This is a genomic window from Amycolatopsis japonica (assembly GCF_000732925.1).
Classification (GTDB): domain Bacteria; phylum Actinomycetota; class Actinomycetes; order Mycobacteriales; family Pseudonocardiaceae; genus Amycolatopsis; species Amycolatopsis japonica.
This window is the reverse complement of record NZ_CP008953.1, coordinates 5,470,025-5,484,948: the sequence shown is the minus strand read 5'-3', so window position 1 is coordinate 5,484,948 and position 14,924 is coordinate 5,470,025. Positions and strand designations below refer to the sequence as shown.

Sequence of the window (14,924 nt, the reverse complement as noted above, 5' to 3'; positions counted from 1 at the left end):
GGACACGGTTAGCGGGTGCGTTTCACCTCGCCGCGCAGCACGGCGTCCAGGTCGTAGCGGGCGACCTCTTCGAGCTGGGCGTAGGTGCAGGAGTCCGGTTCGCGGTCGGGGCGCCAGCGTTTGAACTGGGCGGTGTGGCGGAACCGCGACGGATATCCGCCTTCCGTGTGTTCGTAGCCGACCTCGACCACCCTTTCCAGCTTCAGCGGCACCCACGGGGCTTCTTTGGACTTCCATCGGGTGATCCCGCCGGGGATCCGCTGGTGCTTCCGCACGTTGTCGCCCAGCCAGGGGTGATCGGCCCCGTCGGTGATCAGCGGCGCCAGCTCCTCGGCCAGTTCACGCCGCCGGGCGACCGGGAACGAGCCGACGACACCGGGATGGTGCAGCACGCCGTTCTCGTCGTAGAGCCCGAGCAGGAACGAACCGACCAGCTCGCCCGGTTCGCCGTCGACGTGCCAGCGCAGCCCCGCGAGCACGCAGTCGGCGGTGCGCGAGTGCTTGTACTTCAGGAACACGCGTTTACCCGGCGTGTACGGCTCGTCGAGCGGTTTGCCGATGACGCCGTCGAGCCCGGCGCCCTCGAACAGCTCGAACCAGTGCCGTGCGACCGCCGGATCCGCGGTCGCCGGGGTGAGGTGGATGCCGTCGGAGGCCAGTTTCTCCAGCCGTTCCCGCCGTTTCGACGTCGGTTCGTCCAGAAAGGACTCGTCGCCGAGCGCCAGCAGGTCGAACGCGACGAACTCGGCCGGGGTCTGTTCCGCCAGCAGCTTGATACGGCTTTCGGCGGGGTGGACCCGGTCGGTGAGCGCGTCGAAGTCCAGCTTGCCGTCCCGGGCGACCACCAGTTCGCCGTCCAGCACGATCCGCTCGGGCAGCGTCGCCTTCAACCGCTCGACGACCTCGGGGAAGTACCGGTTGAGCGGCTTCTCCGACCGTGACTGCAGGGTCAGCTCGTCGCCGTCGCGGAACACGAGGCAGCGGTAGCCGTCCCATTTGGGCTCGAACAGCAGCCCGCCGGAATCGGGGATCGCCTTCGCCGGTTTGGCGAGCATCGGTTTGATCGGCGACGTCAAGGGAAGCGACATGACGGCCATTCTTGCCGCACCGGCGCGCTCAGCGCACCCGTTGGGGTGCCGTCGTGTCGAGTTCGATCCGGACGGCGGTCGGCAGGACGTCCACCCCGAGCGATTCCCGCGCGCGGGCCAGCACGGTGTGGTCGAGCTGCTCCCAGACCCGTTTCAGGTCGGTGCCCTCGACGAGCCAGAGCGTGATCCGCAGCGCAGGGCTCTCCTTGTCCCCGACCGCGCGGACGCGAGCGCGCCCGACCCCGTCGACCGTCTCGGCGTCGAGGCGAACGGCCTCGGAGATGGCCGAGGAGGTGACCACGAGGTCGTCGTCGAGTTCGAGGTCCGGGCGGCCTTCCGGGCGCAGCGACCGGAAGAACCACCACAGGCCCAGCCACAGCAGGAGGACACCGAGCACGATCGCGCCGACGCGGCCGGCGAGAGCGTGCCGTGACAGCCAGTCGAGGGCGATCGGGTCCACGAGCGGCCGGTCGGCGCGGTACGTGCCGAGCCAGCCCGCGCCGACCACCAGCGCCGCGGCGCCGCCGAGCAGCGCGAGGAGTCCGATGAGGACGGTCAGCGTCCGTTCCGTGCCGGTGGACCGGCCGAGTGCCTTGGCGGAGACCGAACGGGTCATCGGCGATCCTTCGGGGAGTCGACGACGACCGACACCTTCGGCCGCCGCACCAACGGGACGTCGTCGAGCAGACCGGAGACCGTCTCCAGCAGCCGCGGCCGCAGCTCGCCTTCGGTTTCCAGCCTGCTCGTCGCGCGGACGCGGATCTTCTTGGCGGTGGCCGTGACCTTCGCGCCCGCGACGTTGTCCTGCGCGCGCACCGTCACCCCGACCAGCCTGGCCAGAGAACGCGGCGACGTGGTCACGCTGACCTCGTTCGCCGGATCGGTCAGCCGGATGGCGCGCCGCCCGGCCGAGGCGGCCGCCAGGATCAGCAGCAGCCCGGCGACCGCGACGGCGATCGAGACGTAGCGGACGGTCGGATCGCTCCAGGACAGCTCCGCGAGCCTGTCGCGCCAGTCGTCCCACGGGACGAACAGCGGCCCGCGCCCCGGCCGCCACCAGCCCCAGCCGACCTCCAGCGCCAGCAGGACCCCGGCGGCGGCCAGCGCCAGCCCGAGCAGGGCCGACAGCAGGCGGACGAACAAACGCATGCGGGTGCTCCTTCTAGCGGACGCGGGGCGCGATGTCGGGCAGGAGCGCGGAGACCGTCACCGAGATGTCCCGGACCTGGTACGAGGTGATCCGTTCGACCTCCTCGGTGACCCTGGCGCGCAGGTCGCCGACGATCCGCCGCACCGGCGCCGGGTAGTTCAGCGCCACGTCGAGCACGAGATCGACGTCGTTGCCCTCGCCGCCGACCTTCGCGCTCGCGCCGTGTGTCCCCAGCCCGAGCCCGGCGATCCGCCGCTCGGCGCGCGTGGTCCCGTCGACCTGGTCCGCGGCGTGCTGCGCGATCTTGCGGACCACGGACGGCGCGATGGTGAGGGTGCCGCGGTCCTCCGGTTCGGCCGGGAGGGTCATTTGTCGCGGCCCCGGCCGAACAGGTCGCCGAGGTCGAGTTCGCCGTCGAGCACGCGGCCGAGGACGAGGCCGATGACGCCGACGGCCAGCGTCACCAGGAACGCGGTGAAGCCCTGGGTCGCGGCGAGGCCGAGGATGAGGCCGGCGAGCAGGCCGGTCTGGGTCCCGTTCATCACTCCACCCGCGAGGTCTCGGTCTCGCCGCCGTTCTCGTCGGGCAGGTGGATGTCGTTGACCGCGATGTTGACCTCGATCACCTCGAGGCCGGTGATCTGCTCGACCTGGCCGATCACGTTGCGGCGCACCGCGCGCGCGACGTCGACGATGCGGGCGCCGTATTCGACGACCACGTCGAGGTCGATCGCGGCCTGCTTCTCGCCGACCTCGACCGAGACACCGGACGTGGTGACGGTGCCGGAGCCGGGGATGCGTTCGCGGATCGCGCCGAAGGCCCGCGAGACGCCGCCGCCCAGCGCGTGGATCCCGGTCACCTCGCGGGTGGCGAGACCGGCCACCTTCTGCACCACCACCGACGAGATCGTGGTCTTGCCGGCGGCTCCTTCCTCGTTGAGCGACGACCCCGCGACGGGGGTGTCGGGCTTGCTCGCGCTCGGCTGCGCCATGAAGTTCGCTCCTTCTCGGCCTGTACCGCGCGACCTGCGCGCGCGGCGGTCCCTACGCTCTCACCGACCAGGACACGCGCGCATGCCGAGCCGTCACGCGATGTCCCCCGGATGGGGTAATCAGTTGCGGGGGTTCAGTCCGGGTGGACGTCGACGACATGGACGTTGATCGTGGGCGGGGCCGAACCGAGCTGACCGGACAGCGCCGCGCCGACCCGGTGCCGCAACAGTTCCGCGACGCCGGCCTCGACGCCGAACCGGATCGTCACCAGCACCTGGAGCACGTCTTCTTCGAGCGCGACGGCCGAGACGTGGACTCCGCCGAGCTCGCGGCCGATCTCGGCGGCGAGGCTTCTGGTCATCAGCACCAGCGCCCGTTCCGACACCTGGGTCTTGCCGCCCGACGACGGTAAGTCGAGCGGCGCGGTGGTGTGCCCGCCGCGGACGCCGCCGACCGAACGGAGCACCCGTTCGACGAGTCCCGGCGGCGTCGGTACCGGACGGCTCGCGGCGGCGCGCACCTGCTGCCACCGGGGGTCGTCGCGCGGATCCTCGCTCATCACCGTTCCCCGGGTCGGAGGTTGTCGCCGAGTTTCGCCAGCAGCGCCACCCGCGCGCGGTGCAGGCGGGCGCGCAGAGCGGGCACGCTGACTTCCAGCACCTCGGCCACCTCGTCGTAGGTCAACCCTTCGAATTCTCGCAGAATCAGCGGGATCCGCTGGCCGACGTCGAGTTCGGCGATCGCGCGCAGCACCCTCCCGACCTGTTCGGCGCTCACCACGTACCCCTCCGGACCAGGCACGACGCCCGCGTCGCCCTCGTCGAGCGGCACCGTCGGTTTCCGTCGCCGGACCACGCCGAGCGCGCCGTTCGTCGTCACCCGGTAGAGCCAGGTCGACACCGCGGATTCGAACCGGAAGCCGGGCAAGGCGCGCCAGGCGGAGAGCCAGGCCTCCTGGACGACGTCCTCGGCCTCCGACGAACTGCCGGTGATCCGCAGCGCCACCCGGTACATCCTGGCCGTGTGCCGCCGGACCAGGATGTCGAAGGCACCGTGGTCCCCGGCGGCGGCCCGGGCCGCCAGTTCCTCGTCCGGAACCGGCGCGGCCTCGCTCACCCGCCCTCCCGGCGGCGATAACGCAACATGGTGAAGCCGTCTTCGAAGAGCACGGAAGCGAGGTCCATCCGCCGTGGTTCCGGGGACGGGCGGCCGTCGGCGATCCGGCGTTCGCCCGCGCCCGCCAGCAGCGGGGCGACGGTCAGGCACAGCTGGTCGACGAGGTCGGCCGCGATCAGGTCGGCGAACAGCGCCGGCCCGCCCTCGCAGTCGATCCGGCGCAGCCCGCGCTCGTCCAGCAGTGCGAGCGCGCGGTGCAGGTCGACGTCTTCGGTCCCCGCGACGAGCACCTCGGCGCCCGCGCGTTCCAGCGCCGCCCAGGGCGCCTTCTCGGTGGTGATGACGATCGGTGGGACCTTCGTGTCGGTGAACAACGGGCCTTCGGGGTCGAGCTCACCCGAACGGGTCACGACCGCGATCGGCGGTACTTCGGACAGGCCGAGGGAGACGCGGCGGGCGGCGCGTTCGGGAGTGATCCGCGCGCCGCGGTAGCCCTCGGCGCGCGCCGTGCCGGCGCCGACCAGGATCACGTCGGAAAGCAGCCGTCCCATCAGGAAGATCCGCTTGTCGGCGGGGGAGGAGAGCCCCTCGGACAGCTCGTCGACCGCCACCGCGCCGTCCGCGGAGCCGACGAAGTTGACCTGGACCCAGGGACTTGCCAGGTCTTCCGGATATCCGTAGAGCCGTTCGAGGTCGCCGTCGGAGACGGGTTCCGCCGGTGTCGTTGGCCACAAAAGCTGCACACCGCCATCCCAACACGCGCCCGACGGCACCGCTGAGCGGGGGATACGCCCGGTCAGGGAGAGTGAACCCGCGACGACGGTGCCGTTACCCTCGGCGAATGCCCGCCCGCCTGATCGATCGCCGTCCGGAGCTGTCCGCCGACGAGCTGATCACCGCGCTCGTCCCGCCGCCGAGGTTCGACGCGGTCCGGTTCTCCACCTACGTGCCCAATCCGGACGAGCCGAGCCAGGCACAGGCCGTCGTCGACTGCGGCGCGTTCGCGAAGCGCGTGGCGGAGGCCTCGAACCGGAAGCCGAAGCCGAAGTCGAAGCTGCGCGCGTTGTTCGGCGGCGGGGACGAGCCGCCGTCCGGGCCGATGGGGCTCTACCTCGACGGCGGATTCGGCGTCGGCAAGACGCACCTGCTCGCCTCGACGTGGCACGAGACGCCGTCGCCCAAGGCGTACGGGACGTTCGTGGAACTGACGCACCTCGTCGGCGCGCTGGGGTTCGCCGAGGCCGTGCGGCGGCTGTCGGAGCACCGGTTCCTGGCGATCGACGAGTTCGAACTCGACGACCCCGGCGACACCATGCTCGTCACGCGGCTGCTGCAGGAACTGATCTCGGCGGGGGTGTTCGTCGCGGCGACCTCCAACACGCTGCCGGACAAACTCGGCGAGGGCCGGTTCGCCGCCGCGGACTTCCTGCGCGAGATCCAGTCGTTGTCCGCCCGGTTCGGCGTCTGCCGCGTGGACGGTCCCGACTACCGCCACCGCGGCCTGCCGGACGCGCCGCCGCCCGCGAGCGCCGAGGAGCTGGAAGCCTCCGCCGCCGCGCATCCCGAGTCCACAGTGGACGATTTCGACGCGCTGTGCGACCACCTCGGCAAGCTGCACCCTTCGCGCTACGGCAGGCTTCTCGACGGCGTGACCCGGGTGCACCTGCGCGACATCCACCCGGTACCCGACCAGAACGTCGGACTGCGGCTGGTCGCCTTCGCCGACCGGCTTTACGACCGCGCGATCCCGCTGGTGGTCTCGGGCGAGCCGGTGCCTGAGCTGTTCACCGAGGAGATGGTGAACGGCGGCTACCGCAAGAAGTACCTGCGCGCCGTCAGCCGTCTGACGGCACTGGCGCGCGACGCCGTGCAGCCCAGGTGAGCAGGACCCACGTCGCGCACACGGTCGCGACGGCGAACAGCGTGCCGCCCACGACATCGGTCAGGTAGTGGTAGCCGAGGCCGATCATGCCGATCGTCACGCCGCACAGCACCACCGCGCCCACCGTCGCGATGACCGCCTTGGCGACGCCGGGGCGGGCGAGCAGGACGAGCACGGTCAGCACCGCGACCAGCGCGACCGTATGCCCGCTGGGATAGGCGAGGTAGGTGTACTTCCAGCGGTCGAAAAGCGGTTTGAGCACCCAGGTGTTCGCGAGGATCGCGACGAGCGGGCCCACGATGGTCAGCACCGCTTCGAGCCTCCGCCCGCCGATCAGGCACAGGACGGCGGCGAGTACCGCGACCGGGATCAGCACGTAGGCCTCGGTCGGCAGCACCAGTAGCCGCAGCAGGTCGGTGTCGGGGCCGAAGGCGCGCTCCACCCAGCGCACGGCGAGTTCGTCCGGACCGGCGACACCTCCGCCGGAGACCAGCACCCCGAGCACGACCATGATCACGGCACACGTCACCGCGACCAGCCCGTACGGCGCTCTTCCGCTCATCCGGCGAGATTACGTGACGGGCGATCAGTCACCATGCAAGGACGGCTCGCGAGGACGAAGGGGGCTTTCGATGCGGATCAGTGTGGTCGGCGGCGGGGTGATCGGGCTGAGCTGCGCGCACCGGCTGGCGGGGGCCGGGCACGACGTCACGGTGCTCACCGACGCCGGTCCGGGGGAGACGACGTCGGCGGTCGCGGGTGGCGTGCTGTTCCCGCCGCTGGCGGCGAACTCCGACCGGGTCGACCGCTGGACCTCGACGAGCGTCGAGGAGTACCGCACCCTCGGTGCCCCCGGCGTCCGCATGCTCCGGGGGACGTACGTCGTCCCGCGTGAGGCGGCGCTGCCGTCGTGGGCACTGTCCATGCCCGGCCTCGACCACGAACCCGGACGGCTCACCTTCACCACCGCGCTGGTCGACACCCCGGTGTATCTCGCCTGGCTCGCTGGCGAGGTCGCCGCGCTGGGCGTGCGGACCGAGTTCCGCACCGTGTCGCGTTTGGACGACCTCGACGCGGATCTCGTGGTGAACGCCGCCGGGCTCGGCGGGGGACGGCTGGCGGGCGACGGCACGGTGGTGCCGGTCGGCGGCCAGGTCGTCCACCTCGCCGATCCGGGGCTGACCGAATGGATCGTCGACGGCTCGACGGCGGTGCTGCGGCACGTGATCCCGCACGGCCGTCACGTCGTCTGCGGTGGCACGCAGGAGCCCGGCCGCGATTCGGTCGAACCGGACCCCGGCGTGACCGCCGACATCGTGCGCCGGTGCCGGGAACTCGTGCCCGCGCTGGCCGACGCGCCCGTGCTGGGCGCGAAGGTCGGCTTGCGGCCGTTCCGGCCCGAAGTGCGGCTGGAGCGGGACGGCCGCGTCGTGCACTGCTACGGACACGGCGGTGCGGGGATCACCGTCGCCTGGGGCTGCGCCGACGACGTCCTGGCCCTGGTCTAAGCCCCTGCTGGCACACAGAGCGCGGCGTGAGCGGAGGCGTGACTCGCGTGATCAGGGACGTGACTCGCGTGATTGGAGGCCGCACTCGGGTGTTCCGCCGCTGATCACGCGAGTTCCGGCTTCGATCACGCGAGTGCGGCCGATCGGTCCAGGTGGTCGTGAGTGGTAAAGAGGGTTAGAACGACAATCGCCACTCACGACCCCCCGGGCAATACTGCGCAAAGTGCCCAAATTGGACGTCTTGGTCTCGAAAGTGTCCTTTTTGGACAGTCGGATGGGCGTGCCAGGCCTCGGTGGCGAGCCCGCTCGCACCGCCGACTCCATCACGCCACCTTTGACTTACCCCTCAATAACCCGAACCGCCACACACGACCACCGCGAGGAGCTGCGCGAAGGTGCCGGATCGGGCTGCCCCCTTGCCGCATTTAGAGGACTAAACGCGGCAGGGGGGTCAGAGGGCGCGGAAGGCTTCGAAGTCCGCTTCGGTCTGGTCCGCGTACCGCATGGCGTAGGCACCGATGGCCTCGTCGAGGTCTTCGTCGTCCTCGAAGTAGCCTGCCAGCATCCGCGGATGCAGTGACCGCGCGTGCGCCCGCGCCAGCAACGCGCCGGCCAGGCGGCCGTAGTCGTCGAGGTGGTCCTTCTTCAGCTCCGCCGGATCGATGTCGCCCTTGAGGTTCCGGAACTGCCGGACGATGTACGGCACGCCGTCGATGGTCGTCCAGCCGAGCAGGATGTCCGTTTCGGCCTGCACGAGCCGCGCGCCTTCGACGATCCGGCGGCCCTCGTGCTCGGGAGCGGGCAGGCCGAGGAACGGCGCGAGGGCCGACGGGTTGGCCTGTTTCACCTGCAGGACAAGGTCTTCGCCGGAGTTCCCGTGCAGCAGTGCGACGTAACTGCGCAACCCGACACTGCCGGTGCCGACCACCCGGAACGCCACATCGGACACCCGGTACCGCGAGATCAGCGTCCGCCGCGACTCGCGCAGCGTGTCCACATAGGACACCAGCCCGGTCACGACGGCCTCGGCGGTCGCGTCGTCGACGTGCGTGAGCACCGGCGGGTCTTCGACGAAGCGGTGCCGTTCGAGCCCGGTCTCGTGGTCGTCGATCCGCCTGGTCCACTTCGCGGTGACCTTGGCGCTGGTGTTCTTCCGCGCCTTCTCGGCCGCTTCCTCGAAGTCGTCGATCAGGTCGTGCGCGCGCACCTTGCTCAGCACCGACGCGTCCGGCAACGCGTTCCACGACCGCAGGAACGGCAGCTCCGCCAGCCCCCGGATGGTGCGCCGGTACGACTTCACCGCGTCTTCGGCGGCTTCACGGCAGCCCGATTCGCCGATGCCGCCCTCGCGTCCGGCCAGGACGAGGCTCGCGGCGAGCCGTTTGAGATCCCACTCCCACGGGCCCGGCACCGATTCGTCGAAGTCGTTGATGTCCATGACGATCTGGCCTTCGGGCGTGCCGTAGAGCCCGAAGTTCGCGGCGTGCGCGTCGCCGCAGAGCTGCGCCGTCAGCCCGGACGCCGGCGAACCCGCCAGATCGGCGGCCATCAGCCCGGCGGCCCCGCGGTAGAAGGTGAACGGCGACGCGAGCATGCGCTCGCGCCGCAGTTCCACCAGCTCCGGCAGGCGGCCTTCGTTGCTCTGCGCGAAGAACTCCGCCACACTCGGCCGTCCTTCGCCCGCCGCCGCGTGATCGTGCGCGGACGTCGGCGCCTCGGCCCGCAGCGCCTTACCCCTCGCGGACCAGTCCTCCGGCGACACCGTCTCGGTGCCGACCAGTGGCCGCTCCACCCACTCCCGCTCTTCTCCCATGGACAGGCAACGTACAACCCGTCCGAAAGGTTCACCGCGTCTTGACGACCTCCGTGATCGCGTCGATACCGCGGTCGAGCTCTTCACGGCTGATCACCAGCGGCGGCGCGATCCGCAGCGTGTGGTCGTGCGTCTCCTTGCACAGCACGCCGCGTTCGGCGAGCGCCGTCGACGCCTCGCGGCCGGTCGGCCCGCCGGGCGCGATGTCGATGCCCGCCCAGAGCCCGCGCCCGCGGACCTCGGCGAGCCCGTTCCCGACCAGTTCGCCGAGCCGCGAGTGCAGGTGGGCGCCCAGTTCCCGCGAGCGCTCCTGGAACTCGCCGGTCTTCAGCAGGCCCACCACGGCGCGGCCGATCGCGCACGCGACCGGGTTCCCGCCGAAGGTGGAGCCGTGCTCACCCGGCCGCAGCACGCCGAGCACGTCCTTGCTCCCGACGACGGCCGAGACCGGCATGATGCCGCCGCCGAGCGCCTTGCCCAGCGTGTAGACGTCGGCGCGGACGCCCTCGTGGTCGAGCGCGAGGACGGTGCCGGTGCGGGCGAGACCGGACTGGATCTCGTCGGCGATCAGCAGGACGTTGTGCTCGTCGCACAGCCGCCGCGCCTCGGCGAAGTAGCCGGCGGGCGGCACGATCACGCCCGCCTCGCCCTGCACCGGCTCCAGCAGGACCGCGGCGGTGCGCTCGGTGATGGCGTCGCGGAGCGCTTCGGCGTCGCCGTACTTGACCGTGACGAAGCCCGGCGTGAACGGGCCGAAGTCGGCGCGCGCGGTCTCGTCGGTGGAGAAGGACACGATGGTCGTCGTGCGGCCGTGGAAGTTGGAGCCCGCGACGACGATCTCCGCGGTCCCGTCGGGGACGCCCTTGACCCGGTACGCCCATTTCCGGGCGATCTTCACCGCGGATTCGACGGCTTCGGCGCCGGAGTTCATCGGCAGGGTCATCTCGGTACCGGTCAGCTCGGCGAGCTCCCGGCAGAACAGCCCGAGCTGGTCGTGGTGGAAGGCGCGCGAGGTCAGCGTCACCCGGCCGAACTGCTCGACCGCGGCGGCGATGAGCCCGGGGTGGCGGTGCCCGAAGTTCAGCGCCGAGTAGCCGGAGAGGAAGTCGAGGTAGGTCTTGCCCTCGACGTCGGTGACCGAGGCGCCTTCGGCGGTGGCGATCACCACGGGCAGGGGGTGGTAGTTGTGCGTGCTCCACTGCTCGTCGAGCGCGATGAAGTCGGCGGTCGTCATGCGTTCAGGTTAGATGCCCATCCGGCTGCTTTCATCCGGGAAACGTTGCTTTGACCCGTTGTTCGTTGCGTATCGACTCCATCGGGTGGCGAAATCGTGCATGGCGGTACTCGATCACCGGAGGCGCGGGACCCGGACCGCGGTTATCGTCGCCGGATGGCGAAAAAGGACACCGTCTCCGTCCGGGACACGCTGAGGATCGGCAAGGGCGGCGAGCGGCATGATCCGGGCTCGTTCCCGATCGGGCCGACCAAGAAGCCCAAGGGGCTCAAAGACCTCGCGGACGCCGGAAGCAGGCTCGCCGAACTGCAGGAGGCGTTGTACGCGGAGGGCGTCGGCGGCGGGAACCGCAGCCTCCTGCTGGTCCTGCAGGGGATGGACACCTCCGGCAAGGGCGGCACCGTCGGCCACGTCCTCGGCCTCGTCAACCCGATGGGCGTGCGGTACGCCGGGTTCAAGAAGCCGACCGCGGCCGAGGCACGCCACCACTACCTGTGGCGGATCCGCAAACAGCTCCCCGTGCCGGGGCAGGTCGGCGTCTTCGACCGTTCGCACTATGAGGACATCCTGGTGCCGCGCGTCCAGAAGCTCGTCCCCGCCGCGGAGTGGCGCAAGCGCTACGCCGAGATCAACGCGTTCGAGAAGGAGCTGACCGAGGCCGGGACGACCATCGTGAAGGTCTTCCTCGACATCTCGCCGGAGGAGCAGCTGAAGCGGCTCAAGGCGAGGCTGGAGACCCCGGCGAAGTGGTGGAAGTACAACCCCGCCGATCTCGACGCGCGCGCCCAGTGGAACGACTACCAGAAGGCCTACGCCGACATCTTCGCCAAGACCTCCACGGCGGTCGCGCCCTGGTACGCCGTTCCGGCCGACCGCAAGTGGTACCGCAACTGGCTGGTCGCGCGGCTGCTGATCGAGACGATCGAGGAGATGGACCCGAAGTTCCCGCCCGCCGACTTCGACCCCGAGACCGAACTGAAGAAGCTCGAAGGCGTTGGCGTCCGCACTTGATCGTCTGAAAGAGTGCGGACGTGACCGACAACAGCCTCGAAGATCTCCCGTTCCTCCGCCGCCAGGCCCGCACCCAGCGCTTCACCCTCGGCGCGCCCAAAGAGTTCAAGGTCGCCCCGGACGGCTCCCGCATCCTGTTCCTGCGGACCGAGTCCGGGACCGACCCGCGGCACAGCCTGTGGTCGTTCGACGTCGCGTCGGGCGAGGAGACGAAGCTGGTCGACGCGGCCGAGCTGCTGCCCGGTGAAGAGGACCTGCCGCCGGAGGAGCGTGCCCGCCGCGAGCGCAGCCGGGAGACCGGCGGCGGCGTGGTCGGCTACGCGGTCGACGATGCCTTCACCGTCGCCGCGTTCTCGCTCTCGGGCAAGCTCCACACCCTCGACCTGGCCACCGGCGAGGTCGAGGTGCTGGTCGACGGCTCGGTCGTCGACCCGCGGCCCAGCCCGGACGGCACGCACGTCGCCTACGTCCGCGACCGGCGCCTGCGGGTGATCGACCGGGCCACCGGGGAAGACCGCCCGCTTGTCGACGAGGCGGGGGAGGACATCGCCTGGGGCCTCGCCGAGTTCATCGCGGCCGAGGAGATGGGCCGCACCCGCGGCTACTGGTGGTCGCCGGACGGGAAGAGCCTGCTCGCCGAGCGGTCCGACCGGGCGGCCGTGCCGCGCTGGACGATCGCCGACCCGGCCAACCCGCAGTCGGCCGCCAACGTCGTCGCGTATCCGGCCGCGGGCACCACGAACGCGGACGTGACGCTGGCGATCCTCGGCCTCGACGGCTCCCGCGTCGACGTCGAGAAGACCGATTGGGAGTACCTGGCCGCGGTGCATTGGTCCGCCGCGGGCAAGCCGTTGCTGTCGGTCCAGTCGCGTGACCAGCGGGAACTCCAGATCCAAGCGGTCGATCCGGCGACCGGTTCCGTCGAGGTGCTGCACACCGAAACCGACGAGCACTGGGTCGAGCTCGCTGCGGGTGTCCCGGCGTGGACCGCCGACGGCCGTCTGGTGCGCGAGAGCGCCGCCGACGGCGACCACCGGCTGATCGTCGACGGCGTGGCCGTCACCCCGCCGGGACTGCAGGTGCGCTCGATCCTGCACGTCGGCGACGAGGTGCTGTTCAGCGCCTCGGAGGCCGACCCGACGCAGATCCACGTCTTCCGCACCGAGGGCGGCGAGCTCCGTCGTCTGTCCACTGAGGACGGTGTGCACGTCGGTTCCGGCAACGCTTCGCTGACGGTGCTCTCGTCGTGGAGCCTGGAGCGCAGCGGCCCGGTGGTGACCGTGGTGTCCGCCGAGAAGACGGTGGCACGGATCGGTTCCTACACCGTCGACCCCGACGTCGTGCCGAACCTGACCTGGCTGACGCTGGGGGAGCGGGGCCTGCGCGCCGCGCTGGTGCTGCCGACCGGGTACGAGGAGAGCGAGGGCAGGCTCCCGGTGCTGCTCGACCCGTACGGCGGCCCGCACGCCCAGCGTGTCCTGCAGACCCGCAACGCGTTCCTGACCCCGCAGTGGCTGGCGGACCAGGGTTTCGCGGTGCTGGTCGCCGACGGACGCGGGACACCCGGCCGGGGTTCGGCCTGGGAGAAGGAGATCGCGGGCAAACTCGCCGACGTCACCCTCGCCGACCAGGTCGACGCGCTGCACGCGGCAGCCGCGCTCCATCCGGAACTGGACCTGGAGCGGGTCGCGATCCGCGGCTGGTCCTACGGCGGTTACCTGTCCGCGCTGGCCGTGCTGCGGCGTCCCGACGTCTTCCACGCCGGTGTCGCGGGCGCCCCGGTGACCGACTGGTCGCTGTACGACACGCACTACACCGAGCGTTATCTCGGGCTGCCGCAGGAAGAAACGGCTTCGTACGAGCACAACTCGCTGATCGCCGGCGCCGGTGACCTCTCGCGGGCGCTGCTGATCGTGCACGGGCTGGCCGACGACAACGTTTTCGTCGCCCACTCGTTGCGCCTGTCGTCGGCCTTGCTGGCCAAGGGACGCGCGCACGTGTTCCTGCCGCTGGCCGGCGCGACGCATATGACGCCGCAGGCCGAAGAGGTCGCGGAGAACCTGATGCGCACGCAGGTGGACTGGATCGTGCGTGAGCTGTCCGGTGCCGCGGTCAAGAGCGAGGAGAACGCATGAAACGGTGGGGCATCACCATTCCGCTGACCGGGGTGCCGCTCGCGGCGCACGAGGAGATGGTGCGGGAACTGCCGGATCTCGGCTACACCGACGCGTGGTCGGCCGAGACGGCGGGCCACGACGCCTTCACGCCGCTGGTGCTGGCTTCGCAGTGGGCGCCGCAGTTGCGGCTGGGCACCGCGATCGTGCCGGTGTACACGCGCGGGCCCGGGCTGCTGGCGATGAGCGCGGCGACCGTCGCGGAACTGGCGCCCGGCCGGTTCGTGCTCGGCATCGGCGCGTCGTCGCCGGTGATCGTGAAGAACTGGAACGCCGCCGAGTTCGAGGCGCCGTTCGCGCGCTCCCGGGACACCCTGCGGTTCCTGCGTTCCGCGCTGGCGGGGGAGAAGGTCACCGAGCAGTACGAGTCGTTCTCCGTCAGCAAGTTCCGGCTGGAGCGGCCCGCCGACCCGCCGCCGTCGATCATGCTCGCCGCGCTGCGGCCGGGCATGCTGCGGCTGGCGGCGAAGGAGGCCGACGGCGCCATCACCAACTGGCTCGCCGCCTCCGACGTGCCGAAGGTGCGCGCGGAAATCGGGCCGGACGTCGAACTGGCGGCGCGGATCTTCGTCTGCCCCACCGAAGACAAGAACGCCGCTCGCGGGCTCGGCCGGATGCTCATCTCGAGCTACCTGACCGTGCCGGTGTACGCGGCGTTCCACGAATGGCTCGGCCGCGGTGAGGCGCTCGCGCCGATGCACGAGGCGTGGGCGGCGGGCGACCGGCAGAAGGCGAACCAGGTCATCCCGGACGAGGTCGTCGACGACCTGATCGTCCACGGCAGCCTCGAATCCTGCCGCGAGCAGGTGCAGTCCTATGTGGACAACGGGCTGACGACGCCGATCATCGCGCTGTTGCCGACGGGTGAGGATCCGTTCGCGCACGTGCGGGGTCTCGCTCCGCGGTCCTGATCGCGTCACCGGATGCAATGAAGGACGCTTTCATCGCAAAATTTG

17 protein-coding genes are annotated in these 14,924 nt (G+C 70.8%); 5 read left to right on the top strand and 12 right to left on the bottom strand.

Features of this window, described 5'->3' with window-relative positions; all coding sequences use genetic code 11:
• Nucleotides 1–8: 8 nt before the first annotated feature.
• The 9 genes from AJAP_RS25215 to AJAP_RS25175 form a co-directional block, all read right to left on the bottom strand.
• Nucleotides 9–1,088, bottom strand: a complete 1,080-nt coding sequence (locus tag AJAP_RS25215; RefSeq protein ID WP_038523853.1) for an ATP-dependent DNA ligase — start codon at nt 1,086–1,088, stop codon at nt 9–11.
• A gap of 28 nt (nt 1,089–1,116) precedes the next feature.
• Nucleotides 1,117–1,704: a hypothetical protein gene (locus tag AJAP_RS25210; RefSeq protein ID WP_038515698.1), complete on the bottom strand. Its 588-nt coding sequence runs from the start codon at nt 1,702–1,704 to the stop codon at nt 1,117–1,119.
• Nucleotides 1,701–2,237, bottom strand: a complete 537-nt coding sequence (locus AJAP_RS25205) for a DUF6286 domain-containing protein (RefSeq protein WP_038515696.1) — start codon at nt 2,235–2,237, stop codon at nt 1,701–1,703. Before AJAP_RS25205 ends, AJAP_RS25210 begins: the two co-directional genes overlap by 4 nt.
• 13 nt (nt 2,238–2,250) lie before the next feature.
• On the bottom strand, nt 2,251–2,607 hold the full coding sequence (locus tag AJAP_RS25200) for an Asp23/Gls24 family envelope stress response protein (RefSeq protein WP_038515694.1): 357 nt from the start codon (nt 2,605–2,607) through the stop codon (nt 2,251–2,253).
• Nucleotides 2,604–2,780 carry a hypothetical protein gene (locus AJAP_RS44400; RefSeq protein ID WP_005157087.1) on the bottom strand — a complete coding sequence of 59 codons (177 nt, stop codon included), beginning with the start codon at nt 2,778–2,780 and terminating at the stop codon, nt 2,604–2,606. Before AJAP_RS44400 ends, AJAP_RS25200 begins: the two co-directional genes overlap by 4 nt.
• A complete protein-coding gene (locus AJAP_RS25190) occupies nt 2,780–3,229 on the bottom strand; it encodes an Asp23/Gls24 family envelope stress response protein (RefSeq protein ID WP_037343835.1) in 450 nt (149 codons plus the stop codon). Before AJAP_RS25190 ends, AJAP_RS44400 begins: the two co-directional genes overlap by 1 nt.
• Before the next feature lie 134 nt (nt 3,230–3,363).
• Nucleotides 3,364–3,789 (bottom strand): hypothetical protein, encoded by a 426-nt coding sequence (locus tag AJAP_RS25185; RefSeq protein WP_038515692.1) that lies wholly within the window; start codon nt 3,787–3,789, stop codon nt 3,364–3,366.
• Nucleotides 3,789–4,346 carry an RNA polymerase sigma factor gene (locus AJAP_RS25180; RefSeq protein ID WP_038515690.1) on the bottom strand — a complete coding sequence of 186 codons (558 nt, stop codon included), beginning with the start codon at nt 4,344–4,346 and terminating at the stop codon, nt 3,789–3,791. Before AJAP_RS25180 ends, AJAP_RS25185 begins: the two co-directional genes overlap by 1 nt.
• The gene (locus tag AJAP_RS25175) at nt 4,343–5,089 is read right to left on the bottom strand and encodes a pyrimidine reductase family protein (RefSeq protein ID WP_038515688.1); all 747 of its coding nucleotides are present in this window, start codon (nt 5,087–5,089) and stop codon (nt 4,343–4,345) included. Before AJAP_RS25175 ends, AJAP_RS25180 begins: the two co-directional genes overlap by 4 nt.
• A gap of 98 nt (nt 5,090–5,187) precedes the next feature.
• On the opposite strand from AJAP_RS25175, the gene zapE reads away from it, so the two are divergent.
• On the top strand, nt 5,188–6,228 hold the full coding sequence (gene zapE / locus AJAP_RS25170) for a cell division protein ZapE (RefSeq protein ID WP_038515687.1): 1,041 nt from the start codon (nt 5,188–5,190) through the stop codon (nt 6,226–6,228).
• Here zapE and AJAP_RS25165 read toward each other — a convergent pair.
• Nucleotides 6,182–6,790, bottom strand: a complete 609-nt coding sequence (locus AJAP_RS25165) for a phosphatase PAP2 family protein (RefSeq protein ID WP_038515686.1) — start codon at nt 6,788–6,790, stop codon at nt 6,182–6,184. The two genes, zapE and AJAP_RS25165, sit on opposite strands and share 47 nt — an antisense overlap.
• A gap of 70 nt (nt 6,791–6,860) precedes the next feature.
• Here AJAP_RS25165 and AJAP_RS25160 point away from each other — a divergent pair, with 70 nt between their 5' ends.
• The gene (locus AJAP_RS25160) at nt 6,861–7,736 is read left to right on the top strand and encodes an FAD-dependent oxidoreductase (RefSeq protein ID WP_038515684.1); all 876 of its coding nucleotides are present in this window, start codon (nt 6,861–6,863) and stop codon (nt 7,734–7,736) included.
• Between the two features lie 451 nt (nt 7,737–8,187).
• Here AJAP_RS25160 and AJAP_RS25155 read toward each other — a convergent pair whose 3' ends face one another.
• The gene (locus tag AJAP_RS25155) at nt 8,188–9,549 is read right to left on the bottom strand and encodes a DUF2252 domain-containing protein (RefSeq protein ID WP_038515682.1); all 1,362 of its coding nucleotides are present in this window, start codon (nt 9,547–9,549) and stop codon (nt 8,188–8,190) included.
• A gap of 31 nt (nt 9,550–9,580) precedes the next feature.
• Nucleotides 9,581–10,783, bottom strand: a complete 1,203-nt coding sequence (rocD, locus tag AJAP_RS25150) for an ornithine--oxo-acid transaminase (protein WP_037343845.1) — start codon at nt 10,781–10,783, stop codon at nt 9,581–9,583.
• A gap of 156 nt (nt 10,784–10,939) precedes the next feature.
• Between rocD and AJAP_RS25145 the strand changes: the two genes are divergently transcribed.
• From AJAP_RS25145 to AJAP_RS25135, 3 genes are read left to right on the top strand one after another with little or no spacing between them, the layout of a single operon-like run.
• Complete coding sequence (locus tag AJAP_RS25145) at nt 10,940–11,794, top strand: PPK2 family polyphosphate kinase (protein WP_038515680.1); 855 nt, start codon at nt 10,940–10,942, stop codon at nt 11,792–11,794.
• Between the two features lie 20 nt (nt 11,795–11,814).
• Nucleotides 11,815–13,929, top strand: coding sequence for a S9 family peptidase (locus AJAP_RS25140; protein WP_038515679.1), 2,115 nt, complete (start codon nt 11,815–11,817; stop codon nt 13,927–13,929).
• Nucleotides 13,926–14,879 carry an LLM class F420-dependent oxidoreductase gene (locus AJAP_RS25135; protein ID WP_038515677.1) on the top strand — a complete coding sequence of 318 codons (954 nt, stop codon included), beginning with the start codon at nt 13,926–13,928 and terminating at the stop codon, nt 14,877–14,879. The genes AJAP_RS25140 and AJAP_RS25135 overlap by 4 nt, the downstream gene beginning before the upstream one ends.
• The last annotated feature ends 45 nt before the right edge of the window (nt 14,880–14,924 follow it).

Excerpts from the sequence above, each read along its gene's own strand:
- AJAP_RS25215 (WP_038523853.1), bottom strand. The coding sequence starts at position 1,088 with ATGTCGCTTCCCTTGACGTCGCCGATCAAACCGATGCTCGCCAAACCG.
- AJAP_RS25210 (WP_038515698.1), bottom strand. The coding sequence starts at position 1,704 with ATGACCCGTTCGGTCTCCGCCAAGGCACTCGGCCGGTCCACCGGCACG.
- AJAP_RS25205 (WP_038515696.1), bottom strand. The coding sequence starts at position 2,237 with ATGCGTTTGTTCGTCCGCCTGCTGTCGGCCCTGCTCGGGCTGGCGCTG.
- AJAP_RS25200 (WP_038515694.1), bottom strand. The coding sequence starts at position 2,607 with ATGACCCTCCCGGCCGAACCGGAGGACCGCGGCACCCTCACCATCGCG.
- AJAP_RS44400 (WP_005157087.1), bottom strand. The coding sequence starts at position 2,780 with ATGAACGGGACCCAGACCGGCCTGCTCGCCGGCCTCATCCTCGGCCTC.
- AJAP_RS25190 (WP_037343835.1), bottom strand. The coding sequence starts at position 3,229 with ATGGCGCAGCCGAGCGCGAGCAAGCCCGACACCCCCGTCGCGGGGTCG.
- AJAP_RS25185 (WP_038515692.1), bottom strand. The coding sequence starts at position 3,789 with ATGAGCGAGGATCCGCGCGACGACCCCCGGTGGCAGCAGGTGCGCGCC.
- zapE (WP_038515687.1), top strand. The coding sequence starts at position 5,188 with ATGCCCGCCCGCCTGATCGATCGCCGTCCGGAGCTGTCCGCCGACGAG.
- AJAP_RS25165 (WP_038515686.1), bottom strand. The coding sequence starts at position 6,790 with ATGAGCGGAAGAGCGCCGTACGGGCTGGTCGCGGTGACGTGTGCCGTG.
- AJAP_RS25160 (WP_038515684.1), top strand. The coding sequence starts at position 6,861 with ATGCGGATCAGTGTGGTCGGCGGCGGGGTGATCGGGCTGAGCTGCGCG.
- AJAP_RS25155 (WP_038515682.1), bottom strand. The coding sequence starts at position 9,549 with ATGGGAGAAGAGCGGGAGTGGGTGGAGCGGCCACTGGTCGGCACCGAG.
- rocD (WP_037343845.1), bottom strand. The coding sequence starts at position 10,783 with ATGACGACCGCCGACTTCATCGCGCTCGACGAGCAGTGGAGCACGCAC.
- AJAP_RS25145 (WP_038515680.1), top strand. The coding sequence starts at position 10,940 with ATGGCGAAAAAGGACACCGTCTCCGTCCGGGACACGCTGAGGATCGGC.
- AJAP_RS25135 (WP_038515677.1), top strand. The coding sequence starts at position 13,926 with ATGAAACGGTGGGGCATCACCATTCCGCTGACCGGGGTGCCGCTCGCG.